The organism is Fulvivirga marina, from assembly GCF_016775155.1.
In the GTDB taxonomy this organism is placed as follows: Bacteria; Bacteroidota; Bacteroidia; order Cytophagales; family Cyclobacteriaceae; genus Fulvivirga; species Fulvivirga marina.
Genome location: NZ_JAEUGD010000053.1, coordinates 1 through 26,136, shown reverse-complemented (window position 1 = coordinate 26,136; position 26,136 = coordinate 1). Strand labels below are relative to the sequence as shown.

Here is a 26,136-nt window from a genome sequence, read left to right as displayed (position 1 = left end):
TAGCAGGCATTTCTTGCTGACAACCTATACTAATGGATACCTTTCTTGAAGGTCATTTTCACCGATAACATACCAGTGTAATGAATACAAAAGATGCTGAAAACACAACTCAAAAGAAGCCCAAAAATCAGCTAGACACCCTTACCCAGGAACGGGCTACCGAATCTAACGCAATTGATATTCCCTCTGTATCACTACCTAAAGGTGGTGGAGCTTTAAAAGGAATAGACGAAAAATTTGAGGTGAACGCCGCCAATGGCACTGCTTCCTTTTCCATTCCACTCCCACTAACCCCTGGGAGAAATGGATTTACGCCATCACTAGCTCTTGGCTACAACTCAGGCTCAGGCAACAGCCCTTTTGGTCTCGGGTGGTCTCTGCAATATCCTTCCATCATTAGAAAATCAGACAAGCAGCTTCCAAGGTATAGAGAAGGTAATGAGGAAGATATCTTCATGTTCTCCGGTGCTGAAGACTTGGTACCCTATCTGCAAAAGCAAACTGCAGGAGACTGGGAACCTGTTGAATTTGCATCGGGGGACTATCAGGTTAAACGGTATCGGCCACGAGTCGAGGGTGGGTTTGCACGAATTGAAAAGATCACCCACCCTGATCATGATACTTACTGGAAAGTGACCACTAAAGAGAATATAGTGACTTTTTTTGGCAGAAGCACCCATTCTCGTATTGCTGATCCTGAAGACGTTACCCGGATCTATCAATGGCTTCCCGAATTTAGTTTTGACAATAAAGGCAACTGGATCCGCTATTATTATAAAAGGGATTATAACATTGATGATGACGGCTCCATCCATGAAGATTCCAGTATCCCTAACCATGTACATGAAAGAAATAGAAAATCAGGGTTAGCCCCCTTTACCAATTCGTATCTCAAGCGTGTAGCCTATGGAAATAGGCAAGCGTATTATCCGGACCCAACCCAGCCTTATGATCTATCAGATCCTGGCGATAGTGAATACCTCTTTGAGTTGGTCCTGGATTATGGAGAGCATACCCATGAAATTGAGCCGCATATAGAGAACGATGTGTGGGACTACCGTGATGATCCGTTTTCTTCCTTTCGCGCTGGTTTTGAAATCAGAACCCAACGGCTTTGCAGGAGAATCATGATGTTTCATCATTTTGAAGATGAGACTGACATGCAGGGATATGAAGAAAATGGAGATCAAATCAGTCATCCTTTTGGGCGGAATTACCTTGTTCGTACCCTCGAACTGGACCACAAAGGCTCTTCTATTAATGATTCCGGACAGACTGAAGTCAATTATTTAATTTCAATCACACAGGCCGGTTATATACGGCTTTATGATGAGGAAAGTACTCCCATCGGCTATTCTCGCAAAGCTTTACCTCCCTTAGAATTTGATTACCAACAACTTCAATGGAACACTGAAGTCAGAAATGTCAGTCAGCAAAACCTGGTTCATACACCTGTAGGCCTCACCAACAACTACCAATTCACCGACTTTTATGCAGAAGGAATTTCCGGTATCCTGACCGAACAGGGAGAAGGCTGGTTTTACAAAAGCAACCTGGGAGATATCGATGAAGATGGGCGGGTAACCTTGGCCGAAGCCAAACCGGTCATTCCCAAACCATCGCTGACCGGACTGGCCAACGGAGCACTCAGCTTACAAGACCTGGAAGCGAATGGGAAAAAACAGGTTGTAGTGAACCGCCCAGGCTTGCAGGGTTTCTTCGAACTCACCGAAGGTAATGATTGGGAACCTTTTCAGGCTTTTACAGAAACTGCCAGTATTGATCTTCGGGACCCCAATACACGAATGCTGGATCTCACTGGTGATGGACAACCTGACCTGGTCATGACGGAAGAAAATGTATTCACCTGGCATGCTGCTAACGGAAAATTGGGGCATAAAGCGGCAGAGCGCAGCCCTAAACCCTACGATGAAGAACGAGGACCTGCTTTGATTTTTGCCGATAGTGATCAAAGTGAGGCGGTATATTTGGCAGATTTTACCGGAGATGGCCTAACCGATATTGTGCGGGTGCGCAATGGTGAGATTTGTTACTGGGCCAACAAAGGGTACGGTAATTTTAGCGCGAAAATCACGATGGCCAATGCCCCCGTTTTTGACTACCCTGACCAGTTCAACACACAATACATTCAACTGGCTGATATTAGCGGAACGGGTGCTGCCGACATCATTTACCTGGGGCAAAATACATTTAACGCTTATATCAACCTCTCCGGTAATGGATGGAGTGATGCCCATAAAATCAACCCTTTCTTTCCTATCAATCGGAATGCACAGGTCACTGTAACTGACCTTTTGGGAACTGGCACCTCTTGCCTGGTCTGGTCTTCTGATTTACCAGCCGACAGGCAGACTCCCATGCGATACATTGACCTGATGGATAGCAAAAAGCCTCATGTCATGGTGGGGTATCGCAATAATATGGGAAAGGAAACCGCTCTGGAATACAAAAGCTCGACTTATTACTATTTGAAAGACAAGGCAGAAGGACTGCCCTGGATTACAAAACTGCCTTTTCCCGTCCAGGTCATTGCCCGCAACATAGTTGAAGACAAAATTACCCAGGTTCGGTTTGCCTCCCAATACCGCTACCATCATGGTTATTATGACCATGCCGAACGAGAGTTCCGGGGATTTGGTATGGTAGAGCAACAGGATACTGAGTTTTATGATACCTGGAATAAAGCCAATTCGGATACACGCTTAGAAAAATCAGAGGAGTTATACCAACCTCCGGTGCTCACCAAAACCTGGTTCCATACCGGAGCATTTTTGGATCGTGAGCGTATTCTCACCCAATTCGAAAAAGAGTATTGGTATGAGGTTTATAACAATACTTTTCCTGAGGCAATGCTTACCGTCAACGAACCCGTTCTGCCTGTTGCCAGGGTAGTCAGTGTTGAGGGATTGGATTTTGATATTGAAAACCTCCGTACCGAGGAATGGCGGGAAGCGTTGCGAGCCTGCAAGGGAATGACACTCCGACAGGAAGTATTTGCGCTTGATGGAAAGGAAGCGGATACGGACTCCCTTCAACTTCAGGCAAAACCTTATACCATAGCCACCCATACTTGTAATATCCAGCTCCTGCAACCTCGTGCAGCTAATCGCTATGCCGTTTTTATGCCTACGGAAAGCGAGGCATTGAGCATACATTATGAGCGTAATGAAAAGGATCCTCGTATTGCCCATACCCTGAATATTGAATTCGATGACCTGGGAAATATCCTGAAAACGGCATCCGTGGTATATCCCAGACAAAATGCAGCCAGAGCAAGTGCGATCAATGCCATTCAGGAAGAAGTTCGTAATCTGGATTATGCCCGCCCGGAGGAACAAGACGCATGCCTTGCCCATCTGGATGAATTGGATGCAGAGCAGCAGAAGACACTAATCACTTTTACTTGTAATAAATTTACGGAGGATCTGATAGATTCAGATCTGTATCTTCTTCGACTTCCGGCTGAAAATCAGACCTTTGAAATTACCGGACTGCAACCTTCAGATACCTTGTTTCAAATTGGAGAGTTTGACGGTGTAATGGACCCCGACAATGAGATCGCTTACCATGAAGAGTCCTCTTCCGGATTACAAAGAAGGTTGATCGAACATATCCAAACTACTTATTACAATGATGACCTGACCACTGAATTAGGACTTTATGAGCATGGGCAACACGGTATCCCCTACCAAGGCTATCAACTCGCCTACACTCCCGAGTTACTGGATACAATCTTTGGCGACAAGCTCCCCTCCGACCCTTCTGAGTTGGAAAACCTGCTTAGCGACAATGATACAGATGGAGATAATCAATATAGCCAATGCCGCTTTGTACATCGGGATGATAACAACTGGTGGATACGATCGGGGGTAACCCGCTTTTATCTTGATGAGCGCACTGAGTCAATTAGAGATATCGAACATCGTTTCTTTACCCCACAGTCTTATCTTGATCCCTTTGGTTCGGAGACCTGGGTAACTTACTACCGTGATTATTTCATGATGACGGATAGCACTACTGATGCACTGGATAACCAGACGGAGGTTCAACGCTTTAATTTTCGCACCCTCTCCCCCACCTTCATGCGGGATATCAACCACAACCTGTCAGAGGTATTCGTGGATGAACTGGGCCTGGTTAAGGCCATGGCCGTAATGGGCAAAGGAGATGAAGCCGATAATTTGCATGGAATAAGCGAAATTACTACCGAAGCGAATGAAGAAAGTATTCGAGATTATTTTGTATTTGAAACTACCGAGGATTTAAGAAGACAGGCCCGCGAGTTTCTACAGAATGCCACCGCTCGCTTTGTCTATGATTTTAAGCGCTATCAGTCATCCATGGAAAACCGTGATCTTCATGATGCGGAAGCTGCACCATGCACTATTCCCAAACTCATACCTACCACAGTGGGAAGTATTATGCGGGAAAAACATGTTGCTGTATTGGCAGCTGGCGAGTTGAGTAATTTGCAACTAAGCTTCGAATACACAGATGGCATGGGCAATGTGGTGATGACCAAAGCACAGGCTGAACCGGGTGAAGCGCTTCAGTTACAAATTCAACCGGATTGCGATTACAGATTGGAAACGATTGATACTTCAGATTCTAATCAACTGCGCTGGATTGGTAATGGCCGCACTATTCTAAACAATAAAGGAAATCCGGTAAAACAGTACGAACCCTATTTTTCAGTAAATCCATTTTACGAGGATGCAAAAGAGTTGGTAGAAGGGGAAGTAACACCTGTAATCCATTATGACGCCCTGGGACGTAATGTCTATACCGAGTTGCCGAATGGAACATTTACTGCTGTAGAGTTTGATACCTGGCAGCAGCGCACATTTGATCAAAACGACAATATCCTGCAAAGTACCTGGTATACCGACAGAGTTTCTGGTGGGTTAGGATCAGCGGCAAGGGAAGCAGCCGAAAAATCAGTTATACATAATAACTCCCCCAACCGGGTCTTTCTGGATACCCTGGGTCGCCCTATACTCAGTATAGAACATAATAAGTGGCAAAACAACGATGCAGGCACAACCTCTGATTTTGAGGAATTATATAGCACATATATTGATTTGGATATTGAAGGCAACACCCGGAAAGTAATAGATGCCCGGGATAACCCAGTCATGTGCTGGCAATATGATATGCTTGGACACAGGGTATTTCAGGAAAGCATGGATGCCGGAAGGCGATGGATGCTCAATAATGTAGCCGGAAACCCCATTATATCCTGGGATGAGAAAGGGCATATGCTAAGGCATACTTATGGTGAATTACAGCGCCCCATTAGCACACATATTACCGGGGGGGATAGCGGTTTAGACCATACCATAGCGCGCACGATCTATGGAGAAGGGTTAACCGATGCTATCAACCGCAACCTTCGGGGACAGGTATACCAGCAATTTGATTCCAGTGGGCTAGTTCAAAATGAGCGGCTGGATTTTAAAGGAAACCTGTTGATTGCCTGGCGCAGATTACTCCTGGATGCTCAAGCAGAAGTTACAGATTGGGCTGACGACACCATTACCCGGGAATCTCTGTTGGAGGAAGAAATTTTTATTAAAACCACTACGTATGATGCCCTGAACCGCATGGCAGAAATGCACAACTGGCATAGTGTAAACACTGGAACAGGCATTTATTTACCTCATTACAACGAGCGTGGTGTTCTTCAAAGTGAAACATTATCACTCAACGGCACCGACACACCTGCTATCCGTGATATACAATATAATGAAAAGGGGCAGCGCCAACGTATTCACTATGGGAATGATACCGTTACCCAATATAGCTATGACCCTAAAACCTTTCGGTTAATCAAATTAAGGACCACTCGTTCACCGCATGGCAGTGGCTATACCGATTTTCCGGCATCTCATTTTGGGTTAAAAGATCTTCAGGTTTTACAGGACCTTAACTACACCTATGACCCTGTAGGCAATATCACCGAAGTTTATGATGACGCCTATGAAACTGTTTTTCATGATAGCCAGGAGGTAGTGGCCCGGTCCCGTTATACCTACGATAGCCTCTATCGCCTGATCAAAGCTACCGGACGTGAAAATAATACCTATAATGAAGCGCCCAATCGCCAGGAGCCTCCGGTAATTCATCTGAACTCTCCCAATGAAATCCGGAATTACACTCAAATATACAGCTACGATGCAGTGGGGAATTTCAATTTCATGCAACATGTAGCCAGAGGCAATGGATGGACCCGTCACTATGAAACCGCCTCAGATAGCAACCGGCTCGATCGCACCTATACCAATAGTGACCCCGGAGGAATTAGCTATGGTTATGATCCCCATGGCAGCATGCTAAACTTCGGAAACGAAGCGGCTCCCTACCTGCCCGATTGGGATTACAGGGATATGATCTCGCATATCGACCTTGGAGGTGGTGGGGATGCCTGGTACCAGTATGATGCAAGCAAACAGCGAACACGAAAACACATCCGCAAGAATGGAGGAATCATAGAAGAACGCATTTACCTGGAAGGTATGGAAGTGTACCGAAGACAAGGCAACGGTGTAGTTCGGGATGAGGTAATTGAAACCCACCACCTCTTTGCTGATGACCAGAAAATTTTGATAGTAGAAGATGTGCGAGTTTCTGGAACAGAAAGGCTTTCTGAAGGTACTTTGTTTCGCTACCAGTACAGCAACCACCTCGGTTCGGTTGGATTGGAACTAAACGAAGAAAGGCAAATCATTTCCTATGAGGAATACCATCCCTATGGCACTCCGGCCTACCGAGCAAAAAACAGCGCCATTGAAGCAAAAGCCAAACGCTACCGATATACCGGGATGGAGCGTGATGAGGAAACTGGCTTGAATTATCATACTGCCAGGTACTATTTGCCCTGGTTAGGGCGGTGGTGTAGTTCTGATCCGATTGGGGTTGAGGGGGGAGGTAATTTATATGAATATTCTAGGGGTAATTCAATTAACATTTTCGACCCGAATGGGGAACAGCCAATTGATGGTTTCCAACTTTCAGAAAGAGCAGGCCGAATGATGCCCATAGCAAGATCTTCTTCTATTTATTTTGGGGCATTACGAAATCATCCAGAAAGAGGTTGGCTCATTCGCGACCGAAATAGACCTAGGCGAGTAGGGGCAAGAAGAGGTGATCGTGTTCCAAATGAAGAATTAATAACAAGTCTAACTAGTATAGAAAATGCTAACCGGGTAGCTACCCAACTTAATCGCATAAGAGAGACCAATTCAATTTATGATCCTTCACTAATTTTAACTATTGCTCATAGGGAGTTTGGTGCAAATATTTTCGCCAATGGTAGAGTTAATAGTTTTTATGGTGGTGGCTTGGATAATTTGTTTTTTGACATTGCGACTAGAAGGCAAATACCACTGTTTAGACGATATTTAAATGAATTAAGCGAAGGATTTGCTGAGCAAGAAGGTGAAGAAAATCATGATCGTGCCGAAAGATTTGGTGAAATGAGTAGGAGTCGTAGAATGGGGAGATTAAGAAGACAAGGGTTACTACCTAATGATTTTCCAAGTCTAAACGCAGCGACAACAAGAAGAGGTGGACGGGTAATTGGTACATTAAATGAAGCGGGCGAATTTATTTTTCCAGCTCTTTTACCCACAGACAGAATATTAGAAGTAGTCGCAGCTAAGTTAACATTAGCACATACTGCATTTATGAGCAATTATAGAAGAATTTCAGAGGAATTAAATCTTGAGATCGAAGATGACATATCTACTGAAGCTAGACGGTTTTGGACTGCATCATTCTTTGGCGCTTCAGAAAGTTCAAGAAGATTGCTTCGCCAACACCTAAATAGTGGTTTAAGCATAAACGAGTTACCTGGAGTTCCTGAGAATGAAACTGTGAGTTCTGGTACAGATATTCGACGAGTTCACGGTACTACGATAGTTGCAGAAAGCGAAGCCTTAGATTCATTGATTGGATTTCATAGAGAATGAAAATTTGAATGAAAGCTGGAATATTTAAAAGCCAAGCTGATTCAAGGGCTCATTTGTGCCTCTTTAAAAAAGACTTAAAACAGAAAAATCATGAAAGCCAAATATTCCATTCAAATTAAATCGTGACTCATACAAAACCTTTAATAAACAATAGAAACTACAAGCAAACTATTTCTTCTAACCTATAACCATCAAATACCATGGCAACCTTCAAGCTCAAAGGCCAAGTAATTGACCAAAAATCCCAAAAAATCATTAAAAACGTAACCGTGACATTGCTTGTAACGCAGTTAGGAAAGAAAGTCCCAAAACAATCCGCCAAGGTGGGTAATGATGGTTTTTTCAAGCTTTCATTTCATGATGAATTTATACCCAACGGCACTAAAGCTACCTTTGAGGTTAAGGACAACAAAGGAAAAATATTACCCAATCGCTATGTCCATCCGTTAAAAAGCTCCAATCGTTTCGTCTCCATTAAAATTCCAGTAAGCCGAGAGGCAAAACCCAAAGAAGTATTTACGATTGGCTTACAGGTAAAAAGCGAATTTTCACTGGATTTTAAGTTGCTAAGAGCTGAATGCCGGAATGTTGTAGGTCAAAATACTTACCCAATACAAGCCAATAAAATCTCAGAAAAAGGGATTGCTACCTTTCAGTTTACCCGGGAAGATCTAAATAATAATGGTGAAAGCCCCCAACTATATTTCCGGATATATGATGAGGATACCCTATTCTATGATGGACTGGAAGAAGGTGAAGCGTACAATAATGTACCTCCGGGAAAACATACTTATGAGGTAGCCTTGAAAGAAAAGGATGAAATCGAAGAATTCACGGTTTCAGGGCATGTCTTGAATTTAGAAAATAGCAGCAAATCTGAAGTTACGGTCCATGTTTATGACATTGATCTGTTGGGAGCTGCTCATTATAAGTCTGTACAGACGGTAAAGGAACTGAAGGGCACTCAAGGCATTGAATTTTTGGGAACGAGTTCGATTGATGATAATGGAGAATATGAAGTCAGTTTTTCTTCTGAAGCGTTCAAAGCAAACGAGCGTGGAAAGGCCGATGTAGTCGCCTTTGCCATCCGGAAAAATGAGATTGTGGGTCGATCGAGACTAGCCTTCAAGCGCGAATATTCCTCAGAAAATAAAATCAACAACCTTAACATTGCCCTGAGTGAGCCAGACCAAACGCTCTCCGAATATGATCAAATTTACCCTGCCGCAAAAAGCTTCGTTGAAGAGGCTAAACTAAAGCTTTCCGATATAGCTGCCTCTGAAGAACAGTTGAAGCTAGTGGCAGAAGAGATTGAATGGCCGGTAGCCTATGTTACCATTCTGGCTACCGGAGCCAGCTTACTCGCAGAAAGTCAGAACGACTCGCTCTTTCAAGGATTTATGTATGCCCTGGGTCGCAAGCAGGTTACACTTACCTGGTTTAACCTGGCTAAGACACCCCGAATCCATCTAAAACAAGCGTTGAGTAAGGCCATGAAAGAGCAAATCATTAAAGAATATAAAGAAGAAACGCTGGAAATATTCTTAACTGCTTTAGAAAAAGTGGCTACAGAGTTCGCTTTGGATCGTCCTCCTTCAGAAAACCAGGTACCCGCAAGAGAATTCCTCAACCTGGCATTACCTAACCAAACGGAGAGCCATAATCAATTACTCAACGCCTATGCCAATCATCAGGGTAATGCTATTGAATTTTGGCAAGATGTAGTCCCCAAGTTACCCGCATTTGAAAACAACCCGGAAGCTGTAAGTCAGCTTAGGCTCACGAATGAGCTTTCTCTGCTCTCCGAAAACAATTTTACACTGGTAAAAAAACTTCAAAAAGATCAGGGGATCACTCATCCAAGGGAAATTATTTACCGTCCTGAAGAACTGAAAGCTGCCGTTGAAAGCACTGAAATCCCACCGCATATACCGGGTAAGAATAAAAAGGAAAAGCAAGCCAATTACCTCTCAAGGATCACCCATGCTTTACAGGCCTCCTACCCCACCGATACTGTAGCCCATAATATCCAAAAGGGTACTTTCCCCAGTAATGGAATGCAGGAAAATCTGTCCGCTTTTTTTGATGAGGCTATCCCCAATGGTTTCGATCTGCGTAAATCACGCGTTGAAGATTATGAAGATCTTTTTCGAAAGGTTGACCCCGACCGGGTTACCGAGTTAAAGGAAGAAACAAACAAACTGAAGCGGCTGCTTCAACTCTGTCCTGACCCTCAGTCCATGGCTGTTTTGCTCGAAAGGAACATCGGTAATGCAAAGCAAATTGCCAGCATTCCAAAAGATATCTTCCTTCAAGAATATGGTAAAAAGCTAGAAACTAAACAGGCCTTGATCATTCATGGAAGGGCCAAAAATATAGTTCTTCAAAATGAACTACACCTGATCAACTTCCATGAGATCAGTAACCATTATTCTCCTGCGCTCATAGGAGGTGCCATAAAAAAAACAGGAGGATCAACAGAAGATGAAAGTGTCAGAGAAGCCATAGAAGAGGTACTGCCTGATTGGCGCAATCTCATTGGGCCGGTAGATTTTTGTGAATGCAAGCACTGTCGATCGGTACTAAGCCCGGCAGCCTACCTGGTAGACTTGATGCACTCCTACCTGAATATGGAAGGCAGTAAAGTAAATAGTAGCAATGAAACTCCGCTGGACGTATTGCTAAAGCGCAGGCCGGATTTGGCCCATTTACACCTTACTTGTGAAAACACCAACACCATTATTCCTTATATCGATTTGGCCAATGAGGTGATGGAGTTCTATGTAGCTCATGATGAACTTAATGCAGAAACTGCTAAAAATATAGATGATATTTCTACAGAAGAATTACAGGCTACTCCTCAATTCACGATAAGTGAGGCCTATCGTAAATTGGCTAAATCCATATATCCGCTTTCGCTCCCCTACCACCAACCCTTAGACACCATCCGCATATACCTCAACCACCTCAAAAGTAGCCGGTGTGAATTGATCAATACCCTCAATCCGGAGATTCATTCAGAGTCCGGCGTAATAAATAAGACCATAGAATGTCTTGGGTTAAACCCAATAAGTTATCATATCATAGCGGGAAATGAAATTCAACTGGAAGAAGGAGGTGAATCCATTCCACTACAAAATTTTTATGGATACAATACGGAAACCTCAGATTGGAAAGACAGCCTGATATACGTACCAGAATTGCTCAAAAGGACAAATTTAGACTACAAGGATGTTCTCACGCTTTTAGATACACATTACATTAATCCAAAGGCTACAGCTTTCAATTATTTAAACAAGCTTTTACTCCATAGTGATCTTCCCGAGAAAGACCTGTATGATAAATTAAATGAAATTGCAGCGGGAACTTTAGATCCTACAACCGACCCCGATCTTCAGGAAGTAATACCGGAAAGCGTTCTGTCAGGCTTTCAGCCCTGGGTATCGGAAAATTTCCCGGGCATTAAAAATGTAATCACACTTCATGCCCCTGATTCGGATGAAGAAGGTAACCCCATTTCCGAATGCAGCCTTGAAAATACGCGATTGAGGTCGCTTCAAGATATTTATGAAGCGGAAAACATTAAAATCCCTGATAGCCCTTTTAGTAAGCTTCATCGTTTTGTACGACTTTATCCAAAGTTAGGGTGGAGTATCACCGAACTAGACCTGGTACTTAAAGAGTTACATGCTGATGATATTAATGCCGGTGTATTAGAACAAATCCACCATATCCAACAGGTAAAGCATAAGCTGAATGTTCCCATTACATCCCTGATAACGCTTTGGGGAAACATTGAGTCTCGTGGTGAAAAAGCCCTCTACGGTAAGCTTTTCCTTAATAAAGCCTTGCAAGAAATAGACAGCATTTATCTACCTGATCCGCTGGGCAGATTTTTGGATGAGAAACCTGTGGAATCTTCTCTCCCGGAAGAGGAAAGCCCAAGTTTGCTTATCACAGACCATAAGCCGAGCCTTTTGGCGGCATTTAGCCTGGAAGACTCCGAATTGTCACAGATATTACAGACTGAAGAATTAGACGAAGAGGATTCCATCCTTACCATCCCTAATCTGAGTAGAATTTATCGACATGTGGTACTTGCCAGAGCACTAAAATTAAGCATAGAAGAAATAGCAGTATTGTTAGCAATCATACGCAGTGACAGTAGCCTTGCTGATCGATTTACCCCTTTTAGCCTATGGCATGAACCAACTGGTGAATTTGGAGAACAAAATCCGGCACAAACCCTTGCCTTTATTGAACTAGTGGATAATATCAAAAAAGCAGGGGCCTCTATATCCGAACTCCAATATCTGATTTTAAACCTTGAACAGGAAGACCAAAAACTCTCCGTGGATGTCGGACAGATACAAAAAGCTTTGCTCGGGATTCGATCCTCATTCATATCCATAGAAGAACAACATACCTTTTTAGACCCGGTAGATGAGGAAACACTCCGCGAAAAGCTTGGGCTTATTTATGAACCTGATATTATAGATCAAATTATTGATTTAGCGAAAGGTAATTTAAACTTTAGGACTACAGCGTCTTCAGGTCTTGACATCACTATACCTGATACAGCAGCTGATATAAAGGAAAAAACCACCTATTTACGTGACTCCGGTCAGTTAGTATTTAGAGGCATGATGACAGCGGCTGAAAGGGATTACCTGCGCTCGATTGACGGTGGTGTTATCGCTGATGCTACGAATGCGCTTTACCAACAACCCCGGCAATTTATAAAAGATATACTTTATGGAATTTTCCCGAATGACACCCTACAGAATGAAGCTTATGAAAGCCTTCGTGATCGGCCTTTAGAGGGTGAACAGGAAAACAACAGAACAAACTTTAAGTATATCCATAGCTACCTCTTACCCATCATAAAAACAACTTTGCAAAGTGATAGCTTATTGGCCTCCCTCTCAAAACTGACCTCCCTGGATGAAGTCCGTCTAAACGAACTGGCTGGTGGAGAGTTAAATTACTGGGCAGAAAAGTTGTCACAGTTTGGTCTTAAAGCAACCTATCTCCATTCCGGCACCACCAGTACGCAGATAGACCCTACGATTGATTTTCATTGGGACAGTGACATTCCGGATGAAATTTCGTGGAAAGGATGGATTCGCGTACCCAACAATGAAAAATTCACCTTCATCATAGACGTAGAACAAGATGCAGAAACATTTACTCTTTGGTTAAATGACACAGCACTGGCAAGCAGAAGTGCCTCAGATAACACTAAAATAGAAGTTACATCCAGCGATTTGAAAGCCGGAGAGTTATATCCAATCCATTTAAGTTATCAAAGTAATGGTATTGAAAGTGGTGGTATAAATTTAAGTTGGAAATCTTCAAGTATTCCGAAAGAGCTTATCCATGCTCAATTCCTTTTTTCGGAACACGAAAGTTTTGGAGAGGCTGTTGACGGTTGGAATAAAGCCAGAATTATCTCTGACCGCTTTGCACTTAGCGCTATTGAAATCAACTACATAAAAAATAACAACCTCGATTTTGCAGGATTAGACTTTTTTAACCCAACTATAGACTCGTGGATATCCCTACACAACTATTCTTATCTAAAAAATAGACTAATTACAGACACCAACTCGTTAGTAGAATTCTTTGCTCAGGCGCAGCTCCCCGAATCGACAGTTGATGAATTATATGCCAAACTAGCCAACATGTTTACCGGTAAGTCTGAGCATTTCAGGGCAATGGCTGAGCACCTGAGCTACTCTCCCTCTGATTTAATTACACCTTCCCATCTGAAACAAATTCATGAGGCGGTACAATTAATCAGGAAATTAGGCATATCAGCATCTACTGCCATAAGCTGGTGCCCTGTTGAAGATGACATCACTCATTGGGATGAAAATTTCAATCAATTAAATGAAGTTGCTTTAAGCATCAAAAATACCGTTAAATCAAAGTATAAAGAACAAACCTGGCTACAGGTAGCTCCTGCCATAAGTGATGTTTTAAGAGAAAATCAAAAACAAGCGCTAATTCAATACCTTTTGGTTCACCCAACACTACGCTTGTGGGACAACGGCAGAATACAAGATGCTAACGGTCTGTTCGAATATTTCCTATTAGATGTCCAAATGGATGCTTGTATGGATACTTCCAGGATCAAGCAAGCCATTTCATCCGTTCAGCTATTTATAAACCGCTGTTTTCTGAACCTTGAGAGCCATCAGGATGAAGACGGTAGAGAAACCGGTGTAAGCCCTGACTACCTTTCCGGCCCTGAGTGGAAATGGATGAAAAATTATCGCGTATGGGAAGCTAACCGAAAAGTTTTGCTCTATGCCGAAAACTGGGCCTTACCTGAGCTTCGTCTCAATAAAAGTGCAGCCTACAAAGCCGCAGAGTCATTTCTTGCTAAAAACGACATTACACCGGATAATGTGGAGACCGCTTTCAGAAACTATCTCTTTGACCTGGCAGAAGTAGCCAAATTAGATATTTGCGGCTATTATGAAGATAATGATGAAAACATTGCCCATATATTTGGCAGAACCTCCTCAACTCCATACAAGTACTATTACCAGAGATATAAAATTGACACGGAAACATGGTCTCCATGGGAACCAGTAGACATAAACATTCAGGGAGTTGAAGACCATGAAAATGGCGGTGAGAATAGTGGCATTCACTTGCTCCCGGTAGTATGGAAAGGAAGACTATTTTTGTTTTGGCCAATATTTGAGGAAACTCAAATTAAAAAAGACAATAACCGGTCCATTTATAATGCCTCAAGGACCAATATAGAAAACCTGGAACCAGATATATTTTGGAAAATCAAACTGGTTTACAGTGAATATAAAAATGGGCTATGGTCGGCTAGTCATGAATTATCACCGGCCATGAAGGTGTCAGAAGAAGACCTTGATACAAGTTTGTTTAAGAAGTTTTTCAAACCTGAGGATTTTTTATTCAAAGTCGAGAAGAATGGTGAGTCTTTACAGATTAAGAAGTTTTCCAATAGATATAACAGAAGTTATAAAACTATTGATTTGTTTGAGCGCTTAATCGAAGCACTTCTTAATAGTCCCACAATACGCGAAATACATAAAGAAAATTTAAGAAAAGAATTAGAAACACTAAATAGCCATTCAAGTGAACTCAACCGATTAGTATTAGGCGAATTTGAAATTAATAGTATTTATGAAAATCCAACTGTTTTATTAAATGACAGGGAGGAACATCATTACGCAAATTTTCTCAATAGCTATAATAAGATAAAAGAAGTAGAGGAAGAGTTCTATTTAGATAATTCTAAAATTTTAGAAGATGTTAAAAGTTCTTTTCACACGTTGTTTTCATCCGATGTTCTCCTAAAGCCTGAGTCCATTGGATATTCTCAAACCAACAAAAAATCCTTTTTTTATCAGGATACGGCTCATGCCTATTATGTAACACCTCATAATTATTTTGTAAATCTGGATGAATCAATTGATCCTGAATACGCTCGACCGATCATACCTTTCCTGGAGCACCATAATGGTTTTGATATAAATAATATCCGGGAGAATAACCGGAGCATTGCTACAGAAGCCAGACTCGATACGATGACATTAAATGGAAATAATGCCGGTCGACTGGCAAATGGCAAAGCCCGGAAAAATGGAATCACAACCAAGGTGGCCGGAGCATTTGCACAAACACATAAAAAATCAAGTCCCTGGATAAATATCACATCGCTTCAATTTCACACCTTTTACCATCCTTTTGCTGATGAATTTTTGGCCACCATGAATCGAAAAGGGATACAGGAATTGCTGGCATTGGATTTAGAAATAGAGAGTGACGATGGTCATGAATTTAAAAGCCATCACAATCCGACAAATTCTGTAAGGAAATCTAAATTCTTACCTGAAGAAAAAATAGACTTTGATGCTACGGGGGCATATTCATTGTACAACTGGGAATTATTCTTTCACTTACCATTACATATTGCCGGACAGCTTAGCAAAAACAGCAAATATGCAGAGGCCATGAAATGGTTTCATTACATTTTTAACCCTACTACTGATGAGGCTACTACCTCACCTGAATATCCGGCAGAGCGCTATTGGAAGTGCAAGCCGTTTAAAAAGGAACTGGAAAATATTCGCGAATACTTAAATTCAATTGGCAAAAAAAACACCCTGTTGGATGAATGGCGTAATAACCCATTCCGTCCACACCTCATTGCCCAAATGCTTCCGAATAAATATAAGAAGCTAACGGTAATGAAATACCTGGACAACACGATTGCGTGGGCGGATAGTCTTTTTCGTCAAGACACCATTGAAAGTATCAACGAGGCTACCCAACTTTATATTATCGCTTCGCATATCTTGGGGCCTAAACCACAGGAAATACCTGCCCGGGGAACCATTAGACCAGAAACCTATCATAGTTTAAAAAACCGACTGGATGGCTTTTCCAACGCTGAGGTAATATTGGAGCACACTTTCCCCTACTCGGGCGACATATCTGTACCTTCGGTTGATGATAGCCCCGGCTCACTACTGGGAGCAAGCGCCACGAAATATTTTGGGATTCCTTCAAACGATAAATTACTTGAATATTGGGAGGTTATTGAAGACCGGTTGTTCAAAATCAGGCATTGCATGAATATTGAAGGTATAGAAAGACAGCTAGCCTTATTCCAACCTCCAATTGATCCCGCCTTATTGGTTCAGGCAACTGCTCAGGGACTAAGTTTGGGCAGTATCCTCGGTGATCTTAATGCACCTTTACCGCATTACCGATTCCAGTATATTTTCAATAAAGCCATAGAGCAATGCCAGGAATGTCGAAGCCTTGGAGGCACATTATTATCTGCAATTGAGAAAAGGGATTCGGAAGATATCGCACAAATCAGGGCTACCCATGAGGTGACCATGCTCAATGAAATTAAACTGGTCAGAGAGCAGCAACTTGGCGAAGCTAAGCTGGCAAAGGAAAGTCTACTTAAAAATAGAGAAACCCTGGTTTCCAATTTCGTCTATTACCAAACACTATTAGGAATCGAAGAGCCACAAGAACCTGAGATTGGGGAAGCAATAACGGAGCTTGAAGTAGATGTGGATGTTAGCCTGGCAGATAGCGATACTACAGGTGTAAAACTTATCCCTAAAGAATTACAGGAGTTAACTAAAGCAAATGACGCGAACAACCTAAGACTTACTGCTAGTGTAATCAAAAACTCAGCTAATTTGGCCCACCTCATACCTAATGCTTCTGTAAATGTAGAACCATTTGGCATAGGTGCAACTATAACCTACGGAGGTTCAAACCTGGGTACTGCTCTTACCTCTATGGCAGAAAGATTTGATATAATGGCCTCCCACCTGAGTTTTGAATCCTCCCAGGCATCACGCATGGCCTCTCATATCCGCAGAGAACAAGAGTGGACCCATCAGGCTAATCAGTTGATCAAAGAAATATCTCGCCTGGACAGTGACATCACGGCTGCAGATATTCGCATCCATATTGCTGAAAATGAATTGTCCAATCACGAAAATCAAATTTCAAGGGCGAAAGAGGTAGAAGAATACCTGAAAAATAAGTTCACTAATGTTGAGCTCTATGCCTGGATGAAAGACCAGTTATTCAGTGTCTACAAGCAATTTTATCAGCTAAGTTATGAATTAGCCAAAAAGGCTGAAAAGCTCTATCGATTAGAATTGGGAGAATCAGCATCCAACTTCATTCGTTTTGGATACTGGGAAAGCAATAAAGAAGGGCTGATGGCAGGAGAGCAACTTCATCTGGCTTTGCGTCAGATGGAACGTAGCTTCATGGATAAAAATAAGCGCCAGTTAGAAATGACAAAGCACATATCCATTCGCCAGCTCACCCCGCAAGCTTTGCTTGACCTCAAGGCTACCGGCTCTGCCACCATAAATCTACCGGAATGGTTATTTGACCTGGACACTCCCGGGCAGTATATGAGGCGCATAAAATCGATTGCCGTATCGATACCCTGTATTAGCGGGCCATATACAAGTATAAACTGTTCGTTGACGCTGCAATCCAGTAGTGTCCGGATTTCCTCAATTGTTGGTGATAACTATGGCAGGCAACCCGAAGATTCCCGCTTTGTTGATTATTCCGGGGAGGTTCAATCTATTGTGACTAGTAGTGGACAAAATGATAGTGGAATGTTTGAGGTCAACCTGAATGATCAGCGTTTCCTACCTTTTGAAAAAGCCGGGGTAATCAGTAGTTGGCGCCTGGATCTGCCTTCAGAGATCAGGCAGTTTAATTATGATACTATTTCGGATGTGATTCTACATATACGTTATACTGCAAAGCAAGGGGGCACAAAACTGTCAGATGGGTCTACAAAATTCATAAAAGATGAAGTTATTAATAAAATAGGGACTTTTACCCGCTTGTTTAGTCTTAAACATGATTTTCCCAATGAATGGCATCAATTTTCAATCGGAGATAGCAATAATTTTACCGCTAAGTTCTCGCGTAACAGATTGGATTATTTGAGTCAACAAATGGCGATTGCAGAAATTAGTATTCAAATTGTTGAGATGCAGCAAGGAGACCTGATTCTACTTGGCACAATTAAGGCCGGTAATTTATCTGACTTGACCAACAGTCTTAATTCAGATGCTCAAGAGGGTATATTAACCATAGATTTGTCCGAGTTGGATGGACATGAAAATGTCTATATGTTATTTAGCTATAGGCTGAATGGCGCATTATCTCACGAAGATTGACACTCCCGTTGTTGGTGTTTTCACCAAAAACCAAAACATCGGTTACTACACTGCCTCAATTTACAAATGGAAACTTCTTCTGAAACCAGAAAAATATAAACAATTGATATGCAATAGCCTGAAATTCCTGGTAGATGAAAACAGGGCAACTAGGGCCAATCCTGACAATTTAAGAACTAATTATTACCTTAAAAAAATGTATCAAGAATTAAAAGATGAGCACATCCAATGATGAGTTTTTCAAGCAATTCAAAAGCGGAGATGAAAAAACACCAAAAAAACCATCTCAAACGTAACATTTGAGACGGCCTCATTTCTCTTTAAAAAAATCTTATGTTAAGATCAACTTCCTTTAGTAAAAGTCAATACTTCTGAGCACTCCGTAGAATTTACTTGTTGAAGAGTCAGCTTATCACCACTCACACTAAATATCCAGTTTTGGCACCCTTTATAAGTAAAGCACCCACTTAATATACCTTCCATTGCATTATAATTGCCATCATCCACAGTGGCACTCCCAAACTGTTGCTCAGTATATGTACCATCTTCATTAAAGGAAATGATAAAGCAAAAATCTTGAGTTCCACAGGTATTAGTAGCATTGTTGGCTGCATCAGGGCAATCTTTATACTGCTGACTTACAGCATTCCAGGTACCTATAAGCACACTTGGATCGATCAACACTTCTGGTTCATCATCCTCACTACAAGATGCTAACCCTAAACTAACGCCAACTAGTAGAGCAACATAAAAAATTAGGTTGTTGATTTTCATAGTTTGTTCAATTGTTTCATTATCTAAAGGTTTATCTCAATTTCACATATCTACCATTGAGGGTGTTTTTAGCTACATTATTCAGCTTAGGCATCTTTATTCCTATCATCACCTAAATCCCAACATAACTCAATAATTTGAGATTGAGTTGATTCTCCCGGAATCATCTTATCATATCCCTAAGCCTCTAAAGCCCCTTCTGAAATCGAATAACAATTTTGCTGGAGCAATTCAACCATGGGTTGAAGATCATTTATATCCTTCCTTTTCAAACGTACATACGCAGTAGAAGCTACCATACTTACCATATCATACTGTCTCTTTTCATCTATCATTGGTCGCAATAATTCAGTCGCTGGTTGATATTTAATAATCCCATGGGATTTGATTAACTCACATATCACTTCCCATTTTCTATCATCAGCAATTATTTCTTTTAAGAAATTCCCCGGATTTATTTGATTGTAATTTCAAACTGCTTTTGTTGCAACTTTCCGTTAGAGCTTTTCCACTCAATAAACATTTTTTCACCTGATAGGAATATACTATCTATCGAATACCCTGGATAAGGACCTGGTAAAAAATCTGCTTTTATCAGTTCGCTTTCACCTGTAAGATAGCTTTCCACTACCGCCAACGATTCTGTCTCTTCACCATTATAAGCTATCAGATTATTCTTTAAATCAATCGCTAACGGGTACAAGTAGTACTTCACCTTTGCATCAGTCCTAAATGGAAGTACGTAGGCAAAAGAACAGGCTGTTCCACAACCCTGACTAATGTAGATACCACTACTTTCTAAAGCCATCATCTTAGGGTTTCCACTTTCCAATATCTTGATAGTGTCTTGGAATAAAGCGTTGGAAGATTCCCCCCACCTTGCTATATATTCAGAATATCCCACATACTCCAACTCAAAATATATCCTACCTTCATTCAGAACAACTTCAGTTTTTGTAGTATCAACATTCAAAAGCTCACGTTTGATAATTGATTTATCTTGCTTTCCTTCCGGATCTGTACTGCTTCCGCAGCTAATTGCAACAAGTAACAACAATGATCCTGTAAGTCCCATCATAATCTTCATCTTACTTGTATTTATAGAACCTGAAATCACTATTACTAACTCCTGATACATCCACCTTTTGCAGAACAGAGGTCCAACTAGGAGCTTTGATATATGGGCTATAAAAGAACAATGCCCCATTTGCTGTATTTGTATTCTGATAGTGGGCTTTAATCGAAGCCCCTGCACTTCCAACAAATGCTCGTTGCTCAAGAACATTTCCGCTTGTAACTGATAGAGGGTTTGTATACCGGGCCGCTCCACTTTGTACACTTTCAAATTGGCCCCGCTGCTCAACTACTTCACCATAAGTATCTACTCCGGAAAACTGTGCTGTGTATTTATTTGCTGCTGAAGGTGCTGTATTGTCATTAGCACGGTTACGAATTACTTCTGCCACGGCTAATTTAGACTCTGACCCTTGTCCTGCCGCTTCAGCATAAACAGTCCTTATCATTTTTCCTAAGTCAGAGTCCGCTCCAACTTCAGTTACAGAGTATCCATCGCCATTATTTTCATAATATTCAGCCTGATTGTTATGATATTTCCCGCCTTCCTGAAAGTCCGATTCATTAAACTTAGAAGCCCCATCTACTACATGCACCTTACCGTCATCAATACCATCATTTCCTAAGTGGTTTCCTTCCTTATCAAAATAATCACCGTCAAGAGCTCCTGTAGGGTCGATTCTCATGATCGGGTTATTGCTCACAAAATTGTAGGGTGAGAGCCATTCCCGCTCATCTGCTCTGGGGTCAACAGACAACCAAATACTCGTTTGAACATCGTAGTACCTGGCACCGTAGTAATACAACCCAGTCTCTTCATCCAGCTCTTTACCATTAAACAAATAAGGTGTTCTATGTGTATTACTATGCTCCTCTACAAATGTCTCCCCAAAAGCAAAGTACTCCAGGTGTTGATACACTTCACCACTTGCATCCGTAATGTAACTTGTACTTCCCAAATGGTCAGGATGATAAAAGTATTGAAACTGTTCAGCTTTTGTAGAAGGGCTATCTCCTAATATCTGGCCGGGAGGCACCTTGCCACTTTTACCAGCAGTAAGTATCGAGCCATCATCTGCCAGGAATTTGAGATTTCGCACTATGCCATCAAACAACTCCTGATGTTTAGTATTGTAGCTTACTTTTCCTGCTCCAGCTTTCAGTGGTCCTTGTCCATTATTATCGAAGCCTCCCCCCAACTTACTCACGATTCGTTGACCCTCTATATAATAGTGTTTAGTATAACCACCGCTTTTCAGCACAATGTAAGGGTTTACATAAACCGTATAATTGCCCATCTGACCGGAGCCGGTTTTCCACTTACCATTTTTGTAAATAGATTGGCCACTACTCTTGCCTTTCAGCACTCTTGTACCTGAGGCATCATAAGTGTAGTGAAAATTGGCTCCATTATCAGAAATCGCTCTGATTCTATTCTCTTCGTCCCAAAGTATTTCTCTGCGTTGCCCACTGACATCATGTGTCCAGCCAGTCTGGTTACCATTCTCATCATAAGTATAGCTTTGGTCACCGATATGCTTCGCAGCATGAGGTTGCTCATCTCCATAGGCATATACATTATTATATGTGGTTTTATGCTGCTCAGTAAACGAACCACCATTACCTCCAGCTCGCTCGTGTAGCTGGTTTTTCTGCAATATGCTTCCTACCGTGTTGTAACTCATCTCTAAAGTATAACGATGCTGTTCATTACTGCCTGTATAATGGCCTTCCGCTGAAGTTAGCCTATAGAGGTCGTCATACTCATACGTATATTCTGAGCTACCGCCCATCAAGTCACTCGTAGGCACTGGAGCATTATTCTTGAGGCTCAATATGTTATTTACTTTATCATACTCATACACATTATCCATGAAGTTACGATTTGAAGCTGTAGCTGCCGTCATATTTTTCAACCTTCTGCGATCCGACTCGTAAGTATAATTGGTTTTTGTTCCATTTCCATATTTTAGGAATACTCGTTGCTCAAACTTGTCATAACCCAACTGCTCCACATAATTAAATTTAGCACCTTTCTTCTTTCCATCCATGCTCTTAAGTAACCCTCCTACATTGTAGTGGTATTTTACTTCTTCCCCATCTGGGTAAGTCATAGTCTCCAGTCTGTTCCAGGTATCGTATTTCCATTCCGTCACATAGGTCTGGGCATCAAACTGAGGGATTACTACCGTGCGGATGTTTTTAATTACTTCTCCCAGTGGACCATAGAAAAATTCCTGGGCTCCCGAGGCATCCTCCTGTATCACAATCCTGCCTGCCCGGTTATGTTCAGCATCAGGACCACCATAAGTATAATGTACATTATTTTCCGGATTTTCTGGGTATGTGATGTCGGCAAGCCTTTCATACTCATAAGTATAATTTATAGCTTCACCGCTCTCTGCCAGATTCGCGGTTACCAATTCGATTAGGTTGCCTGCCAGGTCGTAGCTGTAAGTTGTGGTCCCTGCATCCGGGTGTTTTCTTTCTACTCTTCTGCCAAACCAGTCATATTCAGAATAGGTGGTCGCTTCGATATCATCAGTAGCCTCTATTTGCTCATTGATGGCGTTGTATTTAAAGCTAGTCCATACACTACCATCTGAAGTGTAGTTTTTCACTGCAGTTACCCTACCTCGCACATCGGTAAATTGTTCCGTCTTCACACCATTGGCATCTGTAGTTAGGGTGCTGAATTGATCATCCCCTTCACGGTCAGCACCAAAACTATACTTAGTAGAAGTTGTCGCCCCGTCCGGTAAGGTTACTGTAAGTGCCCTATTGAGTACATCGTAAGTGGTGACTGTCGGGTCTACTGTATCAAAAGCACCATTAAAATCTCCCTGGTGGTTGGTAGCTTCTAAGGTTGGATAATAAGCTTCTGCGGTACGGCCAAATGCATCAAACAACACTCGACCAGAAACCACCATCATCTCTTCATCTGGTTTGCCCTCTCCTTGGTAGATAGCAGCATCTTTCTTGGTTTGAAGTACTCGACCCAAGCCATCAACAAATATGGCAGTCTCCATGTCATTGCCATTATTCTGTGGGTCATAGTGTTTCGTCCATGCCCATGGCACTTCGGCATCTGGATGATAGTCAAACATAATAGTATAAGGAGCTCCTTGTTGTTCATAGGGGCCAATAATTTTTGTTACTCTACCCAAATCATCCAGTTCATATGAAATCTTATTACCATTCAGGTCTATACTTTCTAGTACCTGACCAAAACTAAAATCATACTTGGCTTCAGAAGTATAGCCGTAGCTATTGGTAACAGACTCTACATAGGTATGAACTTCATCGTCATATGTATATTCAATGGACAACCGCTCTCCATTACTATTTCCCGGACGGGTGATAGTCTCCAGGTTGCCATACTTGTCATAGGTCATATCGTGGACAGCCATTGACTCATTTTCCAAATATTGACGTATTTGAGTAACATTACCCGTACTGTTGATATCAGCCTCTCTTTTCCTGAGCGTACCCTCGGTGCTTTCCACTTCAATGGATGATGGCATAGATTTGATATAAGGGCCATCCAGGTCATGATATACTATAGTGGCAAAGAGGTCATCATTTTCTCCCTCGTCACCAAAGTCGGTATATGTAGTAACATTACCTATAGCACTATATTCATATTGCATGTGCGTACTTTTCCCTGCTTCTGACTGTCCTTCGTAGAACTTCTGAGTGGTTTCTACCATTGCCGGGAAGGCAATGCCATCGTCTGAAGAGGTGAAACTTTCATCCAACACGTTACCATCCAAGTCGTGCAGTTCGTATGTATTGGTCTTTTCTATAAACAGATTGCCATCCGCATCGGCCATTACTTCTTTTAATAAAAGGCCTTTTTCATAGTAGTTTTTGTTGGCAAATGTTTGTGTCACACCAATATAGGGTGCATCACCATTGCCAGTATCGTGGGTGGTTGTTACCACTTCATCGAAGCCATAGAATTCCCGTTCGTGGCGATTGTAAAGCCCATTGTTATAGGCAAAGGTTGTAAGCATAGTATCCAGCTCGGGATTTTCGTCTACTCCATCTCCAGAAAAACCATCAAATACCTTTACTTCACTCAATGCCCACACATTATTGGGCATTTCATAAGTGCTTCCTTTCAGCTCATAATCTACTGTAAAAGTTGCTCCCAAAGGCCTGTTTACTTTTCTAAGCATATTGGTTTTACCAATGGTAGACCGCTTTACTGTGAGGTTATCATCTCGGGTGGATTTTAAGTAATCAGGGAAGCCATCTCCATCTATATCTGTAAATTTCTCCAGGTCCCGGCTCATGCTTTGCCCAACATGACCGCTTGGATTGAAACATAGTTTAACCACTGGTGCAATGGGAGGAAGAGGTATACATCCGGTAAATGCTGCATTGGCTGACTCACCTGTAGTTGAACTTTCTGTAATTTTCTCAGCCCCGCTCCAATCTTGGTAAGTGGTCTGGAAGCCATTACCCGTGTTTAATTTCACTTTAACACCACCATCAACTAATACATCATCGGCCAGGCCGTCTCCGTTTACATCTTGCAGGGAATGTGTAACACTATTTTCAGACAGTGATACGCCAATTCCTCCGGAAATAGATGACGACTCGCTACCTACTCCTTTACTAAAACCTAAGCCTCCCCCTGTACTTTTACTTTTTGAGTCCTGAATTCTATTATGTCCCCAGGGCTCTTCTTGTGTTAATTTGTATCCAAGGTTGAGGGCTACCATACCATTGGATTTTACCCTATCGGGCAGGCCGTCACCGTTCACATCAGCCCAGGTGTAATCTCCTTCATTGGTACCAACACCGAAATTTCCACTGATCGTACCGCTTACTTTGGCTCCTCCGGCATCGGAACGTGTTGCTCTGGCGTTTGTATTAGTAGCTTTTGGTTCAGTTTTATAAAAGCCTCCTATGGATGCGCCTGCGGCATCAGTCGTGGTTTTATTGATCACTCCACTATTGAGGTTTCCATAAGTATCCTCCAACCTACCGGTTGGTAAGGTAAACTGCACACCTTTTTCTGTAACGATGTCGGGATATCGGTCACCATTCATATCCATAAAATCGCTTATCAGCTTTGACCAACCTGTACTTGCATTGGCACTACCATTGACACTCCCTACGCCACCACCGCCTGAAGCGGATATGGTTTCACTCTTATTGATTTTATTAATAGCACGAATTGTACTTCCTCCAGACCCATCGAATCCCTGGAAGGGACGAATATCATCATCACCCATCCGGGAGCTACTGATCATGGTTCCGTTTAGGTAAGTAAACTCATCATACCCTGACCATACCCGGGTTTCACCTTTGGTAAACATCATGATGAAATTCTCTGCAGCCGGATCATAAGGGTCTTGCCCTGACAGGTCATCGGGACTCTGCACGTCTCCGGACTGGTAACCGTTTTCAAGTTTATCACTGAGCTTCAGGTCGGCTTCGTTAATGGGCTGTGAGGCTCTGTCTCTGTTGCCGTTGTAAGCAAAATGTCCCCAGTTTCTGTAAAGCGGTCCGAAAATAAAGTCTTTCTTATCTGAATAAACTGTAAAGACTCC

General features: G+C 42.1%; 6 protein-coding genes. 3 read left to right on the top strand and 3 right to left on the bottom strand.

Annotated elements, in window-relative coordinates; all coding sequences use genetic code 11:
- Positions 1-80 precede the first annotated feature (80 nt).
- From JMN32_RS15165 to JMN32_RS15155, 3 genes are all read left to right on the top strand, one after another.
- A complete protein-coding gene (locus JMN32_RS15165; protein ID WP_202857198.1) occupies positions 81-7,991 on the top strand; it encodes a SpvB/TcaC N-terminal domain-containing protein in 7,911 nt (2,636 codons plus the stop codon).
- Positions 7,992-8,191: 200 nt separating this feature from the next.
- Entirely contained in the window at positions 8,192-18,724 is a 10,533-nt protein-coding gene (locus JMN32_RS15160) for a Tc toxin subunit A-related protein (RefSeq protein WP_202857197.1), read from the top strand.
- On the top strand, positions 18,699-18,956 hold the full coding sequence (locus JMN32_RS15155; protein WP_202857196.1) for a hypothetical protein: 258 nt from the start codon (positions 18,699-18,701) through the stop codon (positions 18,954-18,956). Before JMN32_RS15160 ends, JMN32_RS15155 begins: the two co-directional genes overlap by 26 nt.
- 110 nt (positions 18,957-19,066) lie before the next feature.
- Here the strand turns inward: JMN32_RS15155 and JMN32_RS15150 are convergent, their stop codons facing one another.
- The 3 genes from JMN32_RS15150 to JMN32_RS15135 all read right to left on the bottom strand — a co-directional run.
- Entirely contained in the window at positions 19,067-19,498 is a 432-nt protein-coding gene (locus JMN32_RS15150; RefSeq protein ID WP_202857195.1) for a hypothetical protein, read from the bottom strand.
- A gap of 454 nt (positions 19,499-19,952) precedes the next feature.
- Positions 19,953-20,585: a hypothetical protein gene (locus JMN32_RS15140; RefSeq protein WP_202857193.1), complete on the bottom strand. Its 633-nt coding sequence runs from the start codon at positions 20,583-20,585 to the stop codon at positions 19,953-19,955.
- A gap of 1 nt (position 20,586) precedes the next feature.
- The coding region (locus JMN32_RS15135) for an RHS repeat-associated core domain-containing protein (protein ID WP_202857192.1) at positions 20,587-26,136 on the bottom strand (5,550 nt) is incomplete at its 5' end.

Coding starts and splice junctions, on each gene's coding strand:
- JMN32_RS15165 (WP_202857198.1), top strand. CDS start 81: ATGAATACAAAAGATGCTGAAAACACAACTCAAAAGAAGCCCAAAAAT.
- JMN32_RS15160 (WP_202857197.1), top strand. CDS start 8,192: ATGGCAACCTTCAAGCTCAAAGGCCAAGTAATTGACCAAAAATCCCAA.
- JMN32_RS15155 (WP_202857196.1), top strand. CDS start 18,699: ATGGCGCATTATCTCACGAAGATTGACACTCCCGTTGTTGGTGTTTTC.
- JMN32_RS15150 (WP_202857195.1), bottom strand. CDS start 19,498: ATGAAAATCAACAACCTAATTTTTTATGTTGCTCTACTAGTTGGCGTT.
- JMN32_RS15140 (WP_202857193.1), bottom strand. CDS start 20,585: ATGAAGATTATGATGGGACTTACAGGATCATTGTTGTTACTTGTTGCA.